This is a genomic window from Paraburkholderia fungorum, assembly GCF_046026025.1.
GTDB classification, from domain to species: Bacteria; Pseudomonadota; Gammaproteobacteria; order Burkholderiales; family Burkholderiaceae; genus Paraburkholderia; species Paraburkholderia fungorum_E.
In genome coordinates, this window is the sequence record NZ_JAQQFL010000034.1 from 29072 (window position 1) to 46745 (window position 17674).

A 17674-nucleotide genomic window follows, 5' to 3' on the forward strand; every position below is an offset into this window, starting at 1 on the left:
ACGGGTTGATAACCAGATGCCCGTCACGCTGCCTTGCGTGACGGGCAATACGTAGCGCTGCGTTGGTACACAGGCTGACGGCGAACCGTTTCGCATGAGGCCTGCGATCAGGCCGATGGATCACTGACCGGATGCCCGCCGGACCGTACATAACCGATCTCTCCCTGACGATGGCTTAAGGGATTAAGGCTTCAATGGAAATCTTTGGCGTTCCGCTACCGGCGATGCTGAGCCAGCTTTTGCTGGGGCTCGTGAACGGCTCGTTCTACGCGATTCTGAGCCTCGGCCTTGCAGTGATCTTCGGCTTGCTCAACGTGATCAATTTCGCGCACGGCGCGTTGTTCATGCTCGGCGCGATGCTCGCGTGGATGGGCCTGTCCTATTTCGGTCTGCCGTATTGGGTGATGCTGGTGCTCGCACCGCTGATTGTCGGCGTGTTCGGCATGGTGATCGAACGCTCGATGCTGCGCTGGCTGTACAAGCTCGATCACCTGTATGGGCTGCTGCTCACCTTCGGACTCACGCTGGTTGTCGAGGGCGTGTTCCGGTCGGTCTACGGTTCGTCCGGCCAGCCGTACGATGTGCCGTCGGCACTGTCCGGAGCGACCGATCTCGGCTTCATGTTCCTGCCGAACTATCGGGCGTGGGTGGTGGTGGCGTCGCTCGTGGTCTGCTTCGCGACGTGGTTCGTGATAGAGAAGACGCGCCTCGGCGCCTATCTGCGCGCAGGCACTGAAAACCCAAAACTGGTCGAGGCGTTCGGCGTCAACGTGCCGTTGATGATTACGCTCACCTATGGCTTCGGCGTCGCGCTGGCGGCGTTCGCCGGGGTGCTGGCCGCGCCGGTGATCCAGGTCTCGCCGTTGATGGGCCAGCCGATGATCATCACGGTGTTCGCGGTGGTCGTGATCGGTGGCATGGGTTCGATCATGGGCTCGATTCTGACCGGCCTGATGCTTGGCGTGATCGAAGGGCTGACGCGCGTGTTTTACCCGGAAGCGTCGGCGACCGTCGTCTTCGTGATCATGGCGCTCGTGTTGCTGGTGCGCCCGGCGGGTCTCTTCGGCAAGGAAAAATGATGCAGAGAAAAGTGCTCTACGGTCTGCTGCTGATCGCGCTTCTCGCGGTGCCCGTGCTCGGCATCTATCCGCTATTCGTCATGAAGGTGCTGTGCTTCGCGTTGTTCGCGGCCGCCTTCAATCTGCTGATTGGCTACACGGGCTTGCTCTCGTTCGGTCACGCGATGTTTCTCGCCTCGGCCGGCTACGTCACGGGCTATGCGATGCAGACGCTCGGCTTCTCACCGGAGCTCGGTGTACTGGCCGGCACCGCGGCGGCTACGCTGCTGGGCTTGGTGGTCGGGCTGTTTGCGATCCGCCGGCAGGGCATCTACTTTGCGATGGTGACGCTGGCGCTCGCGCAGATGGTCTACTTCGTGTTCCTGCAGGCGCCGTTCACGCACGGCGAGGACGGCCTGCAAGGCGTGCCGCGCGGCAAGCTGTTCGGCTTGCTGGATCTCTCGTCGGACGTGACGCTCTACTTTGTCGTGCTGGCCGTGATGGTGGCGGCTTTCCTGTTGATCGTGCGGATCGTGCATTCGCCGTTCGGGCAGGTGCTGGTGGCGATCAAGGAGAACGAACCGCGCGCCGTGTCGCTCGGTTACGACACCGATCGCTTCAAGCTGCTGGCCTTCATTCTGTCCGCGGGGCTCGCCGGTTTGGCGGGTTCGCTGAAAGTGCTGGTGCAGGGCTTCGAGACGCTGAGCGACGCGTACTGGACCATGTCGGGTCTGGTGATCCTGATGACGCTCGTGGGTGGCATGGGCACGCTGTTCGGCCCGCTGCTCGGTGCCGCACTGATCGTTGCGCTCGAAGACCGGCTCGGCGATATCGGCACGGCGCTGGCAGCGACCACGGGAATTGACTGGTTCCGATCGCTGGGCGAATCCGTGACCATCGTGACGGGCGTGATTTTCATTGCCTGCGTGCTGGCGTTCCGGCGCGGGATTGTCGGTGAAATTGTCGCGCGCGTGCGTCCATTGCGGGCCTGAAACCGCGCTGGATTTTAAATTGCTTTGGCGTCCGATATAATTCGGCGGCCGCCTGGATCGGCCAGAGTTGATCCTGTGTTGTGCGTGGATTGCCGCCCGCAATCAAGCTCGCACGAAACGTGCCCCAAATTTGTGCCGCAGTGCACCACTAGGGTAATTGCTAGTTGTAAGGGATTAGGTGCTCGTTTAATCTTCATGCAGTTCTGATGCACCACGAATTTTGCAGGTGGAGAACGAGGAGACAATGAGGCACTCAGTGCCCAGACGAAAGCGCTGTTGGATTGATATCCAACAGCGCTTTTTATTTGTATTTTCCATAAAGCGTCATTCAAATCTTCCGCTAATTCGATGCCCCTTTTTGGCTCATCGAACCGCCCCTAAATTCACCTGTTGCTACCCTGCAAAATGCTTGCAGCGCGGGGCTTTCGTCCGCTAAACTCGCCATTCACCGACCGCCTGGTCGGCGATTTAAGTTCATGCATTTCAATTCAATTGAATGACGGGGTAGTTCGGGGAGCGGGATGAATTTGGCATTGCGTTGGATGAGCGCGGCATGGGTCGCCGCTGGGGTATCCGCAGCATGGAGCGGCCATGCATTCGCGGACGTGAAAATCGGTGTCACGGTGTCGGCAACGGGGCCGGCCGCGTCGCTCGGTATTCCGGAAAAGAACACGATCGCGCTGCTGCCGAAAGAGGTGGCGGGCCAGAAAATCGATTACATCGTACTGGACGACGCCACGGATTCGACCCAGGCCGTCAAGAACGCGCGCAAGCTCACAAGTGAAGAGCACGTAGATGCGTTGATCGGCTCGACCGTCGTGCCGAACTCGCTGGCCATGATCGACGTCGCCGCCGAAAGCACTACGCCGATGATTTCCATGGCCGCTGCGGCGAGCATCGTCGAACCCATGGATGCAAAGCGCGCATGGGTCTTCAAGACGCCGCAAAACGACATTCTGATGGCCACCGCGATCGCGCAGCACATGGCGAATCACGGCGTGAAGACGGTCGGGTTTATCGGTTTTGCGGATGCGTATGGCGAGAGCTGGTTCAAGGAATTCAGCAAGGCGGCCGATCTCGCGAAGATCAGGATCGTCGCGAACGAACGCTTCGCGCGCAACGATGCTTCGGTGACCGGTCAGGTGCTGAAGATCATGTCGCAGAATCCTGATGCGGTATTGATCGCCGGCGCGGGCACCCCGGCCGCGTTGCCGCAAAAAACGCTCAAGGAGCGCGGCTACAAGGGCAAGTACTATCAGACGCACGGTGTCGCCAATAATGACTTCCTGCGCGTGTGCGGCAAGGATTGCGAAGGCACCTATCTGCCGGCAGGTCCGTTGCTGGTTGCCGACCAACTGCCTGATTCGAACCCGGTGAAGAAGACATCGCTTGCGTACAAGCACGCATATGAAGCCGCGTATGGCACCGGCTCGGTGTCGACATTCGGCGGTCACGCGTGGGACGCAGGCTTGCTGCTGCAACGCGCGATTCCACTTGCACTGAAGAAAGGTCAGCCGGGCACGCCTGCATTCCGTGAAGCGCTGCGTGCGGCACTCGAAAACACGAAAGACATGCCCGCTTCCCACGGCATCTTTAACATGAGCGCGAACGACCACGCCGGTCTCGACCAGCGGGCGCGCGTGATGGTGGAGATCGTCGGCGGCAAGTGGAAGCTGTCTGGCGACTGAGCGGAGACAAAGCGATACGGAACCCCATCAAAAAAGACGCGAGCAGTTGACGCGTCTTTTTTATTGCCGGCGTTTGATGGTGGGTGGTGCGTGAAATGCGTTGAACAAGCGAGGAACCGGTGATGAGAACACGGTCAAAACGGGGCTAAAACAGCGTAGCTAAGGCGGCGGGTTTCGGGACAAACCCGAATTCGGGCGCCAGTCTATTGACCGTGAACGATGCAGAACGCAATACTACTAACATGTTAGTAGTTTGTCCGTAAGAAATCGCAGCAATGGTTCGCAGCAGGGGAGTGGCACCAGAACGGCGAGGGCATTGACGCTGAGCAGGGAAAACCATGCTTGGCATGCCTGAACCCTATAACTAGATTCAGACACCCGGCCCGTGCGCCGGATTACAGATACGCGCTTCAAAGCGTTTGGAGACTTGCATGAAAAAGACAAAGCAATGGGTACGCACCGGTATCGCAATGGCATTGATGTGCGGCGCGGGTGCTGCCTTCGCCCAGGTGAAAATTGGCGTCACGCTGTCCACCACGGGGCCGGCGGCATCGCTCGGGATTCCTGAAAAGAACACGATTGCGCTGCTGCCGAAAGAGATCGGCGGCAAAACGGTGCAGTACATCATCCTCGATGACGCGTCGGACACCGGCAAGGCCGTGCAGAACACGCGCAAGCTGATCGACGAAGACCACGTCGACGCCATCATCGGCTCGACCGTCACGCCGAATTCGCTGGCGATGCTCGACCCCGCAGCCGAAGGCAAGACGCCGGTGATCTCGCTGGCGGCGTCGGCAGCGATCATTTCGCCGATGGACACCAAGCGCGCATGGGCCTTCAAGCCGCCGCAAAACGACAGCCTGATGGCTGACGCGATCGCCGACTACATGGAACGTCACGGCGTGAAGACGGTCGGCTTCATCGGTTTTGCGGATGCGTACGGCGACGGCTGGAACAACGTTTTCACTGCTGCGGCCGCGGCACACCATCTGAAGATCGTCTCCAACGAACGCTTTAACCGCACCGATGCATCGGTGACCGGCCAGGTGCTGAAGACGATGGGCGCGAACCCGGATGCAGTGCTGATCGCGGGCGCGGGTACGCCGTCGGCACTGCCGGCCAAGACGCTCAAGGAGCGTGGCTACAAGGGTAAGGTCTATCAGACGCACGGCGTCGCCAACAACGACTTCCTGCGCGTATGCGGCAAGGATTGCGAAGGCGAATTCCTGCCGGCCGGTCCGATCCTGGTGGCGGACCAGTTGCCGGAATCGAATCCGGTGAAGAAGTCGTCGGAAGCCTACAAGGCCGCGTATGAGAAAGCGTATGGCGCGGGTTCGGTGGCAACCTTCGGCGGTCACGCGTGGGATGCCGGCCAGATGCTGCAAGCGGCGATTCCGGTCGCGCTGAAGACGGCTCAGCCGGGCACTGAAGCGTTCCGCGTGGCACTGCGCAGTGCGCTGGAAAACATCAAGGAGTTGCCGGTCTCGCACGGCATCATGAACACCACGACGACCGACCACAATGGTCTCGACAAGCGCGCACGCGTGATCGTGCAGATCGTCGACGGCAAGTGGAAGCTGCAGAACGACTAATAACAAAAGCGGTACGCGCCTCTCGCGCAACTTGCAGCGCATGACTGATGCCGCATTGCCATTCTGTTCGATAACAATGGCAACGACCGCCGCGCCGGGACACGGCGCGGCGGTCGCCTTTTCAGGTATTGCAGGTCGCTGGCAGGCCGCGGGTTCTGCCGCCACGACTATTTCCCGGTTTCGATTTCGACGCTTCAGGACGAGGAAGTATGGATCTATCAATTGCGGCGATCCTCGCGCAGGACGGCATCACCACCGGCGCGATTTACGCGCTGCTCGCGCTTGCGCTGGTGCTGGTGTTCTCCGTGACGCGAGTGATCTTCATCCCGCAGGGGGAATTTGTGTCGTACGGCGCGCTGACGCTCGCCGCACTGCAGACGCAAAAATTTCCTGCAACGTGCTGGTTGCTGATGGCGATGGGCGCGGCATGCTTTGTCGTCGAGATAGCGGGGCTGGTGCGGCATCCCGAAAGACGCCGGCATGCCGCTCGGACGCTGGTGATGCTGGTCGGCAAATACCTGCTGTTTCCGATCGCGGTTTACGCGCTCACACAAGGCGTTTTTCTGCACCCGTTGCCGATGATCGCGCAGATCGCACTCACGCTGCTGATCGTGATTCCGATGGGGCCGTTCGTCTACCGGCTCGCGTATGAGCCGATCGCGGAGGCGACCACGCTGCTTTTGTTGATCGTGGCGGTGGCGGTGCACTTCGCGATGGTCGGCCTCGGGCTCGTGATGTTCGGCGCGGAAGGCTCGCGCACCACGGCGTTCTCCGACGCGACCTTCAATATCGGCAGCTTGTCGATCTCAGGACAGAGCGTGTGGGTGGTCGGCACGGCAGTGGTGCTGATCGGTGCCCTGTACCTGTACTTCGATCGTTCGATCTCCGGCAAGGCGTTGCGCGCGACCTCGGTGAACCGGCTCGGCGCACGGCTCGTCGGCATCGGTACGACGCAAGCGGGGCGCCTCGCGTTCACGCTCGCTGCGGGCCTCGGTGCGCTGTGCGGCATCCTGGTCGCACCCTTGACCACCATCTACTACGACTCGGGCTTCCTGATCGGTTTGAAGGGCTTTGTGGGCGCGATTATCGGCGGCCTGGTCAGCTATCCGCTGGCCGCCGCGGGTTCGATCCTCGTCGGTTTGCTGGAGTCGTATTCGTCGTTCTGGGCGAGCGCTTATAAGGAAGTGATCGTGTTCACGCTGATCATCCCGGTGCTGTTGTGGCGGAGCCTCGCCAGCCCGCACTCGGAAGAGGAAGAGGAGTGACGCGATGAAACGGATCATGCAAAACAAGTTCTTCTGGTTGTTCCTCGTGGTGCTGTTCGCGCTGCCGGTATTGCCGCACCCGATTCATGTGCCCGAGTACTGGGTGACGCTGCTCAACTACATCGGCCTGTATTCGATCGTCGCGATCGGCCTCGTGCTGCTGACAGGTATCGGCGGGATGACGAGCTTCGGGCAGGCGGCGTTCGTTGGCATCGGTGCCTATGCGACTGCGTATCTGACGACAACGTACGGCGTGTCGCCGTGGCTCGCGTTGATCGCGGGCGTGGTGGTGACGGCCTTGATCGCGCTGATGCTGGGCCTCGTGACGATGCGGCTGTCGGGCCATTTTCTGCCGCTCGGCACGATCGCGTGGGGGCTGGCGCTGTTCTATCTGTTCGGCAACCTGGAGATGCTCGGCAAGTACGACGGCATCAACGGAATTCCGGTGCTGAATGTTTTTGGCATTGACCTGGAGTCCGGTCGCCATATCTATTACCTGATCTGGGTGGTGGTGCTCGGTGCGGTGATTTCTGTTCAAAACCTGCTTAATAGCCGGCCGGGGCGGGCAATCCGCGCCTTGCGCGGCGGCGGCATGATGGCCGAAGCGATGGGTGTCAACACGGCGTGGATGCGGGTGGTGATCTTCGTCTATGCCGCGGTGTTGGCGTCGATCTCCGGCTTTCTGTATGCCCATCTGCAGCGCGCGGTGAATCCGACGCCATTCGGTCTGAATCACGGTATCGAGTTTCTGTTCATGGCGGTGGTGGGTGGCGTGTCGCATGTCTGGGGCGCGGTGCTCGGGGCAGCGATCCTGACTGTGTTGCAGGACTATCTGCAAACGTTGCTGCCGAAGCTGTTGGGCGAGAACGGCAATTTCGAAGTGATCGTGTTCGGCATCCTGATGGTGCTGCTGCTGCAATACGCTCGCCAAGGCGTCTGGCCGTTTGTCGCGCGATTTTTCCCGAAGGGGCCGCGCGCGCATCTGTCGGACCATGCCGAACCGTTGCCGCAACGCAGCAAGCCGGCTGGTGGTGAAGATCTGCTGACCGTGAACAAAGCGCGCAAGCAGTTCGGCGGTCTGGTTGCGGTGAACGATGTTAGCTTCGAGGTGAAAGCGGGGCAGATCATCGGCTTGATCGGTCCAAACGGCGCCGGTAAGTCGACCACCTTCAATCTGGTCACCGGTGTATTGCAGGCGACGAGCGGAGAGATCACCTTCCGCGGCGAGCGTATCGATTCGCTGAGTTCACGTGAAATCGTCAAGCGCGGCATTGGCCGCACGTTCCAGCACGTCAAGCTGTTGCCGGGGATGACGGTGCTGGAGAACGTTGCGATCGGCGCGCATCTGCGTGGCCAGGCCGGCGTGTGGCGCAGCGTTGCGCGGCTGAACGGCGCTGAAGAAGCGCGCTTGATGGCCGAAGCGGCGCGCCAGATTCGCCGCGTCGGGCTCGAGCAGCATATGTACGACGAGGCGGGCAGCCTGGCATTGGGGCAGCAGCGCATTCTCGAAATTGCTCGCGCCTTGTGCTGTGATCCGACCTTGCTGTTGCTGGACGAGCCTGCCGCTGGTCTGCGGTATCAGGAAAAGCTGCAGTTGGCGGACTTGCTGCGTCGCCTCAAGGCTGAGGGCATGAGCGTGCTGCTGGTCGAGCACGATATGGATTTCGTGATGAATCTCACCGATCGGCTGGTGGTGATGGAGTTCGGCACGCGGATCGCGGAGGGCTTGCCGCAAGATGTCCAGCAAGATCCGGCTGTGCTTGAGGCGTATCTGGGCGGGGTGGAGTGATGGAGAACACGATGAATGCGGCTGCTCCGATTCTTGATGTGAACGGTTTGTCGGTCCGCTATGGCAAGGTCGAAGCCCTGCACGGCGCGGCGATCAAAGTGCGGCCTGGGCAGATTGTTTCGGTGATTGGTCCGAACGGCGCGGGCAAGTCCACGCTGCTGAACGCGATCATGGGCGCACTGCCGACTACGGGCCACGCGAAAGGCGCTGTGCTCTATCAAGGTGAAGACGTCAGCGCTGTACCGGTCGAAAAGCGAGTCGCGCGCGGCATGTGTTTGGTGCCGGAGAAGCGCGAGCTATTCGCGTCGATGACCGTTGAAGACAATCTGGTCCTCGGCGCCTATCGACGCAAGCGGGCAGGGGAGCGTAACTTTCTCGATCAACTCGAGCCGGTCTTTACGCTTTTTCCTCGTTTGAAAGAGCGGCGGAAGCAGGCGGCCGGAACGCTATCCGGTGGCGAGCGGCAGATGCTCGCCGTCGGCCGTGCATTGATGGGCAAACCCGATCTGTTGATGCTCGACGAACCGAGCTTGGGTCTCGCGCCGCTGATCGTGAAGGAAATTTTCCATATCATTAGTGCGCTGCGACAGACCGGCGTCGCGACGTTGCTGATCGAGCAGAATGCACGCGCTGCTTTACAGATTTCCGATTACGGCTACGTGCTTGAAACCGGTGAGCTGGCGCTGGAGGGACCTGCGGCTGATCTGGCGCAGAATCCGCGCGTGATTGAAACGTATCTGGGGCTGGCCAAGAAGGTGGCCTAACTCTCCGTTTTTGGCTCGTGGCGCTGTGGTTTAAGGCGGTGTGTTTCACGTGAAACACACCGCTTTTTTGTTGCCTGGCCATTCGGCCGAAATTCGGGCCTAAACCGAACCCGTTATAATTCGCCCATACATTTTCCTTTGAAAGGCTCACGCGACGATCTGGCGTGAGATCCGCGATGCTTTTTCCCACAGAATTTGACGTAATCGTCGTCGGCGGCGGTCATGCCGGCACCGAAGCCGCCTTGGCTTCGGCACGCATGGGCAACACGACGCTCCTGCTGACGCATAACATCGAAACCCTCGGTCAGATGAGCTGCAACCCGTCGATTGGCGGGATTGGCAAAGGTCATCTTGTCAAGGAAGTCGATGCGCTTGGCGGTGCGATGGCGGCCGCGACGGATGAGGGCGGGATCCAGTTCCGCATCCTTAATTCGTCGAAGGGGCCTGCCGTTCGCGCAACGCGCGCGCAGGCGGACCGTCTGCTGTACAAGCAGGCGATCCGGCATCGGCTGGAGAATCAGCCGAACCTGTGGCTGTTCCAGCAGGCGGTCGACGATCTGATGGTGGAGGGTGATCGTGTCGTTGGCGCGGTGACGCAGGTGGGGATTCGTTTCCGCTCACGCGCGGTGGTGCTGACGGCTGGGACGTTCCTCGACGGCAAGATTCACGTGGGTTTGAATAACTACACCGGTGGCCGTGCCGGCGATCCGGCAGCCGTGTCGCTGTCGGCCCGCCTCAAAGAGTTGAAGCTGCCGCAAGGCCGCCTCAAGACAGGGACGCCGCCGCGCATCGACGGCCGGACGATCGACTTTTCGCAGCTTGAAGAGCAACCGGGTGATCTGGATCCGGTGCCGGTTTTCTCGTTTTTGGGCCGTGTCGAGCAGCATCCGCGTCAGGTGCCGTGCTGGGTTACGCATACGAATGAGCGTACGCACGACATCATCCGGGGTGGTCTCGACCGCTCGCCGATGTACACAGGCGTGATCGAAGGGGTCGGACCGCGGTATTGCCCGTCGATCGAAGACAAGATTCACCGCTTTGCGTCGAAAGAATCGCATCAGATCTTCCTCGAACCGGAAGGACTGACGACCAACGAGTTCTATCCCAACGGGATCTCCACCAGCCTGCCGTTCGATGTGCAGCTGGAACTCGTGCGTTCGATGCGTGGTCTGGAGCACGCGCATATTCTGCGGCCGGGCTACGCAATCGAATACGATTACTTTGATCCGCGTGGGTTGAAGGCATCGCTGGAAACCAAGGTGATCAACGGGCTGTTCTTCGCGGGCCAGATCAACGGTACGACCGGCTACGAAGAAGCCGCTGCGCAAGGCTTGCTGGCAGGGATTAATGCCGGCTTGCACGTGCAGGGCAAGGATGCATGGTGCCCGCGCCGCGATCAGGCGTATCTGGGTGTTCTGGTCGACGATCTGGTGACGCGTGGCGTGTCTGAGCCATACCGAATGTTCACGAGTCGTGCCGAATACCGCCTGAGCCTGCGCGAAGATAACGCTGATATGCGTCTGACGGAGATGGGCCGCGAACTCGGTGTGGTTGATGATGTCCGTTGGGATGCATTCAGCCGCAAGCGTGATGCTGTTTCACGTGAAACAGAGCGCCTTCGCGCGACGTGGGTCAATCCTAAGACGTTACCGGCGGAAGAAGCGACCGCATTGCTCGGCAAACCGATCGACCACGAATACAGTTTGGCTGATCTGCTGCGCCGTCCAGGTGTGACCTATGACGGAGTCTGTGGTTTGCGCGCAGGCGCATGCGCCGCCCCTGAAACGTTGGCCGAAGACGACGTTCTGCTTGCCCAGATCAAGGAGCAGATCGAGATCGGCATCAAGTATCAGGGCTATATCGACCGTCAGGCCGACGAGATCGAGCGGAATGAGTCGCACGAAAGTACGCGTTTGCCGGAGGGGTTGGACTACGCGGAGGTAAGAGGGTTGTCGTTCGAGGCGCGTCAGAAGCTAACGCAATTCCGCCCGGAGACCATCGGGCAGGCGTCGCGTATCTCCGGCATTACGCCGGCGGCGATCTCCTTGCTGATGGTCCACTTGAAGCGCGGGTTGGGGCGCCGTTCGACGAAACCCGCCGAACCCGGCACCGACAGCACGCCGGTGGCGCAATGATGGTGGGTCAGAAGGCAAGTGGTAGCGAGGCGTTGGCGCCGCTGCTAGCGAGCGGCGTTCGCGAACTCGGCCTCGATTTGAGCGAAGCGCAACTCGGCAAGCTGCTCGACTACGTTGCGTTACTGTCCAAATGGAACGCCGTCTACAACCTGACGGCAATTCGCGATCCGCGGCAGATGCTGATCCAGCACATCCTGGATTCGCTTTCGATCGTGCCGCATCTTGCTACGCGCGGCGCATCCTCTGTGCTGGACGTGGGTTCCGGCGGTGGCCTGCCCGGTATCGTGCTCGCTATTGTGTTGCCTGATTGGACCGTCACCGTGAACGACATCGTTCATAAGAAGACGGCTTTTCAGGCGCAGGCGAAAGCCGAACTCGCCCTGGCGAATCTGTCGGTTGTCACCGGCCGCGTCGAGACTTTACAGCCAGGCGCCGAAGTACCGGCAAAGTTCGACGTAATTGTTTCGCGCGCGTTCGCAGAGCTCGCGGATTTCGTTACACTGGCCCGTCATCTGGTTGCGGATGAGGGTGCGATCTGGGCAATGAAGGGTGTGCGCCCTGACGGCGAGATCGAGCGCCTGCCGGCGGGTGCTCACGTGGAGCAGATCATCCGGCTGAACGTGCCGTCGCTCGACGCGGAGCGGCATTTGGTCAAGGTTCTGGTGAACGCCGGCACCTAACGGCTACGGGCCGGTCCGAGGCGCACATCGCGACCGAAAAGCGCTTTCTACTTTATTCAAGCAGCTTCAAGCAGCAAAAGGGACACACCAACGATGGCAAAAATCTTCTGCGTTGCAAACCAGAAGGGTGGCGTCGGCAAGACGACGACGGCAGTCAATCTGGCCGCGAGCTTGGCAGCGCAGGGACAGCGAGTCCTTCTCATCGATCTGGACCCGCAAGGCAATGCCACGATGGGCAGTGGCATCGACAAGGCCGCATGCGCGAACACCGTCTACGAAGTGCTGGTGGATGGGGTGTCGGTCGCAGATGCGCGAGTGCGCCCTGAGGCCGTCGACTACGACGTAGTGCCCGCGAACCGTGAACTGGCGGGTGCCGAAGTCGAGCTGGTCAGCGTCCAGAACCGTGAGCGCCAAATGAAGATCGCCTTGGCGGCGGTCGAAAGCGAATACGATTTCGTGCTGATCGACTGCCCGCCGGCGTTATCGCTGCTGACCCTCAATGGGTTGTGCGCCGCGCATGGCGTGGTGATTCCGATGCAGTGCGAGTACTTCGCGCTCGAGGGACTGTCCGATCTGGTCAACACGATCAAGCAGGTGCACGCGAACCTGAATCGCGATCTGAAGGTGATCGGCCTGCTGCGCGTCATGTTCGATCCGCGCATCACGTTGCAACAGCAAGTTTCGGATCAGTTGAAGGAGCACTTCGGCGACAAGGTGTTCGACGTGGTGATCCCGCGTAACGTTCGTCTTGCCGAGGCGCCGAGCTATGGGCTGCCGGGTGTCGTGTTCGATAAGGCGTCGCGTGGTGCGCAGGCGTATGTGCAGTTCGGTGCAGAGATGATTGAGCGGGTGCGCACATTGAATGACGCGCCCCAGGCGTCCTAAGCGGATCGAGGAAGCACAATGAACGCAGTAGCAAGAAAGAAGGGGTTGGGCCGCGGTCTGGAAGCATTGCTGGGTGGCAGTGCCGATATTACCGAGGTCGCGGCGATCGAAGGTGCGCCGAATGTACTGCCGCTCAGCAAGCTGCAGGCCGGCAAGTACCAGCCGCGCACGCGTATGGACGAAGGCGCGTTGCAGGAACTGGCGGCCAGCATCCGTGCTCAAGGGCTGATGCAGCCGATCCTCGTGCGGCCGGTTTCGGCGGACAAATACGAGATCATCGCCGGCGAGCGGCGGTTCCGTGCCGCGCGGATAGCCGGTCTCGACGAGGTACCGGTGCTGGTGAAGGACGTACCGGACCAGGCCGCCGCGGCGATGGCGCTGATCGAGAATATCCAGCGCGAAGATCTGAATCCGCTGGAAGAGGCGCAGGGCATTCAGCGCTTGCTCGACGAATTCAATTTCACGCACGAGCAGGCGGCTGAATCGGTGGGCCGCTCGCGCAGTGCTGTCTCGAATCTGCTGCGTTTGCTCAATCTTGCGACGCCCGTGCAGACGATGTTGCTGGCCGGTGATCTCGATATGGGGCATGCACGTGCGCTACTGGCCGTCGACGCGGCGACGCAGATCACGCTGGCAAATCAGGTTGTCAACAAACGCATGTCGGTCCGCGAGACCGAAAAGCTGGTGACTGCGACGACCAAGGCTGCGCCCACCGTGAAGGCTCGGGCGAATCAGGACGGCGGCCGCGACACGCGACGACTCGAAGAGGAGTTGTCGGATCTGCTGGCCGCGACTGTCAAGATCAAGCTCGGCCGACGCGGCCGCGGCCAGGTGCTGGTGGACTTCGGCGATCTGGACGCACTGGAAGGCATTCTTGTCCGGTTACGCGGTAACGCTACGGTGTGATCCTCGTGGGCTGAATCTGTGTGGCGGATATTGAGTGGGCTTGCGGCCTGGTTGGGCCGCGCTCCCGCTTGATGAGCGCCGTTAGGCGGGTTTTCGGCAGTAGCGGGGCGCCGCGGTCGGACCTGCCGCCAGCATCGCCCGTCTGACGATTTCCCTGATAGATCGATACTTACGTGTATTTCAGTTGGAATCCTGACTATTTAGTGTATTTAATAATCAGGATTCCGATGTATTTACCTGAGCCGTCATTTTCCCAATAGTGCGACAAGATAGGGGCGTGCTGTGCGGAGGTGACAGTTTGCGGCGGTAGGGCAGGTGTCGACATGAAGTAGCAGGCGCCTGACGGTTCGTCGTGTCGATCTCCCGGCGTTGTGGGCGGCGCTCAACATTGTTTGATCGCATGGGGACGGCGCGGCCAGGGTTCGCCGCCTCGCATCTACCCGGCGCCGTCCTTTATGTCCACCAAAGCTGGCAAAAACGATCGTCTGTTGCATTTTTGAGACGTCCGCAACAGCGTCGAAACGCCGCATCAGCGAACTTCGATCGCCTCGACTCATCGCGCATGTTTTGCCACCCCCCGGCCGCCTTACATTTGCCGTGTATATGCTGCCTGAACGCACGCTTCCGCATCGTGAGGGTCGTTTTCACACAGGTTATTGAGCGGCCTAAAGTCTTGAATTGCCTGCAACTATCGCTTACAATCGCCCGGATTTAATTGCACGGCAACCCCGTAAGCGCAGCGTAAGCTCGCGGGCTGGCACAAGACTTTCGGAACACTGCGATGGCGGTTAAAACGTCGAATCAAGCGCCGAAGAATGGGCGTGACGACCACCGCGCTGAACGCACCGTTTCCGATGCGTCCACCGGTCAGCACGTTACAACTGACGATGCGTGGGATGTCGAGCAACAAGATAACAATATCGTTCCGCTCACCCGGGTCGAGGCCGAAAAGCTGTTTGGTCCGAATGTGAGTCGTCCATCGCGCGTTACGCCTTTCAAGGTCGTGGCGGCGCAAATGGTTTTGTCCCTGGGTGCGACGCTGGTGTGGTGGCTGTTTTACAAGCCGCCGGGCGCTGCTGCGCTGTCCGCGTTCCTGGGGGGAGCGATCTGCTGGGTGCCGAGCGCGCTGTTCGCGGCACGTCTTAGAACGTTGAGCGGCGCCAAAACAGCGATGAGCTGGATGATCGGCGAAGCGCTCAAGATGGGGACAACGATCGCGATGTTTGTAGTCATCGCTTTCTGGTATCACGACGTATGCTGGGTGCCGCTGCTCGTGACTTACCTCATCGCGCTCAAGACGTACTGGATCGCCCTCGCGTGGCGTTAAGGTCGTAGCAGAGAGTGGCAGCACAAAAAGCAGCACAAAATTCAGGCTGGCGCGCAGCGCTGGCGTAAGGAGTGCGGATATGACACGATCCGCACCCGGTGTGTTCCCGCAATAGAGAATTGCGGCGGGAACGGCCTAAGACGATTTTCGACAATTTGGGTGGCATTAACGATATGGCAGCTAGCGAAGGCACGCGCGCTCTGGATCCGTCCGAGTACATCGCGCACCACTTGCAGAACTTTTCCACCGCGCACCAGACGTCGATTTTCGACATTCACGTGTGGAATCTGGACACCCTTTTCTGGTCGATCGTTTGCGGTCTGGCCACCATCGCCATTCTTCATCTGGCTGCTCGCAAGGCAACGTCCGGCGTGCCGGGCCGTTTCCAGTGCGCAATCGAAATGCTGGTCGAAATGGTCGAGGATCAATCGAAGTCGATGATCCACGGCTCGCGTACTTTCATCGCACCGCTGGCACTGACCGTGTTCGTCTGGGTTGCCCTGATGAACTCGCTCGACTTCATCCCCGTCGATCTGCCGGGCCGCGTGATCGGCTGGCTGGGCCTGTCGGAAGTCATTCCTCATCACCGCATCGTGCCGACGGCCGACCTGAACGGCACGCTCGGCATCGCACTCGGCGTGTTCGCGCTGATGATTTACTACAACTTCAAGATCAAGGGCGCAGGCGGCTTCGTGCATGAACTGCTGTCGGCTCCGTTCGGCGCGCATCCGCTGCTGTGGATCCCGAACCTTGCATTGAACATCATCGAGTTCGTCGCAAAGACGGTTTCGCTCGGCATGCGGCTGTTCGGCAACATGTACGCGGGCGAGCTGTTGTTCCTGCTGATTGCTCTCCTCGGCAGCATGTGGGGTTTCGGCGCGGACGCGTCAGTGCTCGGCTTTATCGGCCACGTCATCGCAGGCACGGTCTGGGCGATCTTCCACATCCTGATCGTTCTGCTGCAGGCATTCATTTTCATGATGCTGACGCTGGTGTATCTCGGACAGGCACACGACAGCCACTAATCGTGGCTTGTTGAACGACGAATTGTTTTTAGTTTTGTTTTATTAAATCCTAGTTCCAACCAGTTCTAAAAGACTTTTCACAAAGGAGTGATCATGCAAGCTTTCATCGCCAACATCCAGGGTCTGACCGCCATCGGTATCGGCATCATCATCGGCCTGGGTGCAATCGGCGCCTGTATCGGTATCGGCCTGATGGGCGGCAAGTACATCGAAGCATGTGCTCGTCAGCCGGAATTGATGAACCCGCTGCAAACCAAGATGTTCCTGCTGGCTGGTCTGATCGATGCGGCTTTCCTGATTGGCGTTGGTGTGGCAATGCTGTTCGCGTTCGCGAACCCGCTGCTGTCGAAGCTGGCAGGCTGAGGTTCCTCGGAAGTTTGCGCCTGAGCTATAACTGGTAATGGCGCAGGGCGGAACGGGCACTTAGGCGCTGATCGAAGACAGAATCGATGAGCGCCTTGCCGTTTCACTTTCCGAACTAGCAACGTTTAAGGAAACACCGTGAATCTCAACGCAACCCTGTTTGCGCAAATGGTCGTGTTCCTGATCCTCGCGTGGTTCACGATGAAGTTCGTGTGGCCGCCGTTGATCAACGCCCTCGACGAGCGCTCGAAGAAGATTGCTGACGGTTTGTCTGCTGCTGAAAAGGGCAAGGCTGAACTCGAAGCCGCTCACAAGCGCGTCGACCAGGAACTCGCTCAGGCACGCAACGACGGTCAGCAACGTATTGCTGACGCAGAAAAGCGCGCAGTGACAGTCGCTGACGAAATCAAGGCTCAGGCACAAGCTGAAGCCGCTCGCATCATCGCGCAAGCGAAGGCCGACGCGGACCAGCAAGTCGTGAAGGCACGCGAAACGCTGCGCGGCGAAGTTGCTGCACTCGCCGTGAAGGGCGCTGAACAGATCCTGAAGCGCGAAGTCGACCAGGCAGCTCACGCTGACCTGCTGAATCAACTGAAAGCCGAGCTCTGATCATGGCCGAACTTGCAACCATCGCCCGTCCGTACGCAGAAGCGCTGTTTGGCGTGGCCGAAGCTGGTGACATCGCCGCCTGGTCCACGCTCGTGCAGGAGCTGGCACAGGTTGCGCGTCTGCCCGAAGTGCTGTCGATCGCCTCGAGCCCGAAAGTAAGCCGCGCCCAGGTCAGCGAACTGCTGCTGGCCGCGGTCAAGTCGCCGCTCAAGGACAACGCGCAAGCGAAGAATCTGGTGCAAATGCTGGTGGATAACCATCGCCTGCAATTGCTGCCGGAAATCGCTGTGCAGTTCGAAGAGTTGAAGAACGCCCGCGAAGGGGCGGCGGATGTGCTGATCGTCAGCGCATTCCCGCTCGAAGGCGCGCAGTTGAACGAACTCGTCGCAAGTCTCGAACGCAAATTCAAGCGCAAGCTGAAGCCGTCGGTCGAAGTCGACTCGTCGCTTATTGGCGGCGTGCGCGTGACGGTCGGCGACGAAGTGCTCGATACCTCGGTCCGCGCGCGGCTTGCCAGCATGCAGACGGCTCTGACGGCCTGAAGCGCCTAAGGCGCTGAAGCGGCTGGCACGCAACAGAATTGACTATCAGGAGCG

Annotated in this window: 16 protein-coding genes; all 16 read left to right on the forward strand. The window is 60.2% G+C overall.

Features of this window, described 5'->3' with window-relative positions; translation table 11 throughout:
• The first annotated feature begins 194 nt into the window (after nucleotides 1-194).
• The 16 genes from PQR67_RS29755 to PQR67_RS29830 all read left to right on the forward strand — a co-directional run bounded on the left by PQR67_RS29755 (nucleotide 195) and on the right by PQR67_RS29830 (nucleotide 17620).
• Nucleotides 195-1079, forward strand: coding sequence for a branched-chain amino acid ABC transporter permease (locus PQR67_RS29755; RefSeq protein WP_408466402.1), 885 nt, complete (start codon nucleotides 195-197; stop codon nucleotides 1077-1079).
• Complete coding sequence (locus PQR67_RS29760) at nucleotides 1079-2050, forward strand: branched-chain amino acid ABC transporter permease (RefSeq protein ID WP_167530990.1); 972 nt, start codon at nucleotides 1079-1081, stop codon at nucleotides 2048-2050. Before PQR67_RS29755 ends, PQR67_RS29760 begins: the two co-directional genes overlap by 1 nt.
• A gap of 521 nt (nucleotides 2051-2571) precedes the next feature.
• On the forward strand, nucleotides 2572-3738 hold the full coding sequence (locus PQR67_RS29765) for an ABC transporter substrate-binding protein (protein WP_408466403.1): 1167 nt from the start codon (nucleotides 2572-2574) through the stop codon (nucleotides 3736-3738).
• A gap of 431 nt (nucleotides 3739-4169) precedes the next feature.
• Nucleotides 4170-5330, forward strand: coding sequence for an ABC transporter substrate-binding protein (locus tag PQR67_RS29770; protein WP_408466404.1), 1161 nt, complete (start codon nucleotides 4170-4172; stop codon nucleotides 5328-5330).
• A gap of 209 nt (nucleotides 5331-5539) precedes the next feature.
• Entirely contained in the window at nucleotides 5540-6595 is a 1056-nt protein-coding gene (locus PQR67_RS29775) for a branched-chain amino acid ABC transporter permease (protein WP_408466405.1), read from the forward strand.
• Between the two features lie 4 nt (nucleotides 6596-6599).
• On the forward strand, nucleotides 6600-8384 hold the full coding sequence (locus tag PQR67_RS29780; RefSeq protein WP_408466406.1) for a branched-chain amino acid ABC transporter ATP-binding protein/permease: 1785 nt from the start codon (nucleotides 6600-6602) through the stop codon (nucleotides 8382-8384).
• Nucleotides 8385-8395: 11 nt separating this feature from the next.
• Nucleotides 8396-9148, forward strand: a complete 753-nt coding sequence (locus PQR67_RS29785; protein WP_408466407.1) for an ABC transporter ATP-binding protein — start codon at nucleotides 8396-8398, stop codon at nucleotides 9146-9148.
• A gap of 176 nt (nucleotides 9149-9324) precedes the next feature.
• Nucleotides 9325-11283 carry a tRNA uridine-5-carboxymethylaminomethyl(34) synthesis enzyme MnmG gene (mnmG, locus tag PQR67_RS29790; RefSeq protein ID WP_408466408.1) on the forward strand — a complete coding sequence of 653 codons (1959 nt, stop codon included), beginning with the start codon at nucleotides 9325-9327 and terminating at the stop codon, nucleotides 11281-11283.
• The gene (gene rsmG / locus PQR67_RS29795) at nucleotides 11280-11963 is read left to right on the forward strand and encodes a 16S rRNA (guanine(527)-N(7))-methyltransferase RsmG (RefSeq protein WP_408466409.1); all 684 of its coding nucleotides are present in this window, start codon (nucleotides 11280-11282) and stop codon (nucleotides 11961-11963) included. The genes mnmG and rsmG overlap by 4 nt, the downstream gene beginning before the upstream one ends.
• Before the next feature lie 93 nt (nucleotides 11964-12056).
• Nucleotides 12057-12848 (forward strand): ParA family protein, encoded by a 792-nt coding sequence (locus PQR67_RS29800; RefSeq protein ID WP_408466410.1) that lies wholly within the window; start codon nucleotides 12057-12059, stop codon nucleotides 12846-12848.
• A gap of 18 nt (nucleotides 12849-12866) precedes the next feature.
• Nucleotides 12867-13754: a ParB/RepB/Spo0J family partition protein gene (locus PQR67_RS29805; RefSeq protein WP_408466411.1), complete on the forward strand. Its 888-nt coding sequence runs from the start codon at nucleotides 12867-12869 to the stop codon at nucleotides 13752-13754.
• A gap of 781 nt (nucleotides 13755-14535) precedes the next feature.
• Entirely contained in the window at nucleotides 14536-15081 is a 546-nt protein-coding gene (locus PQR67_RS29810) for an ATP synthase subunit I (protein WP_153137997.1), read from the forward strand.
• A gap of 173 nt (nucleotides 15082-15254) precedes the next feature.
• Entirely contained in the window at nucleotides 15255-16106 is an 852-nt protein-coding gene (atpB, locus tag PQR67_RS29815; RefSeq protein WP_408466412.1) for a F0F1 ATP synthase subunit A, read from the forward strand.
• Nucleotides 16107-16199: 93 nt separating this feature from the next.
• Entirely contained in the window at nucleotides 16200-16469 is a 270-nt protein-coding gene (gene atpE, locus PQR67_RS29820) for a F0F1 ATP synthase subunit C (RefSeq protein ID WP_007180033.1), read from the forward strand.
• A 138-nt stretch (nucleotides 16470-16607) separates the two neighbouring features.
• Entirely contained in the window at nucleotides 16608-17078 is a 471-nt protein-coding gene (locus PQR67_RS29825; RefSeq protein WP_074281809.1) for a F0F1 ATP synthase subunit B, read from the forward strand.
• A 2-nt stretch (nucleotides 17079-17080) separates the two neighbouring features.
• Nucleotides 17081-17620: a F0F1 ATP synthase subunit delta gene (locus tag PQR67_RS29830; protein WP_408466413.1), complete on the forward strand. Its 540-nt coding sequence runs from the start codon at nucleotides 17081-17083 to the stop codon at nucleotides 17618-17620.
• Nucleotides 17621-17674: the final 54 nt, after the last annotated feature.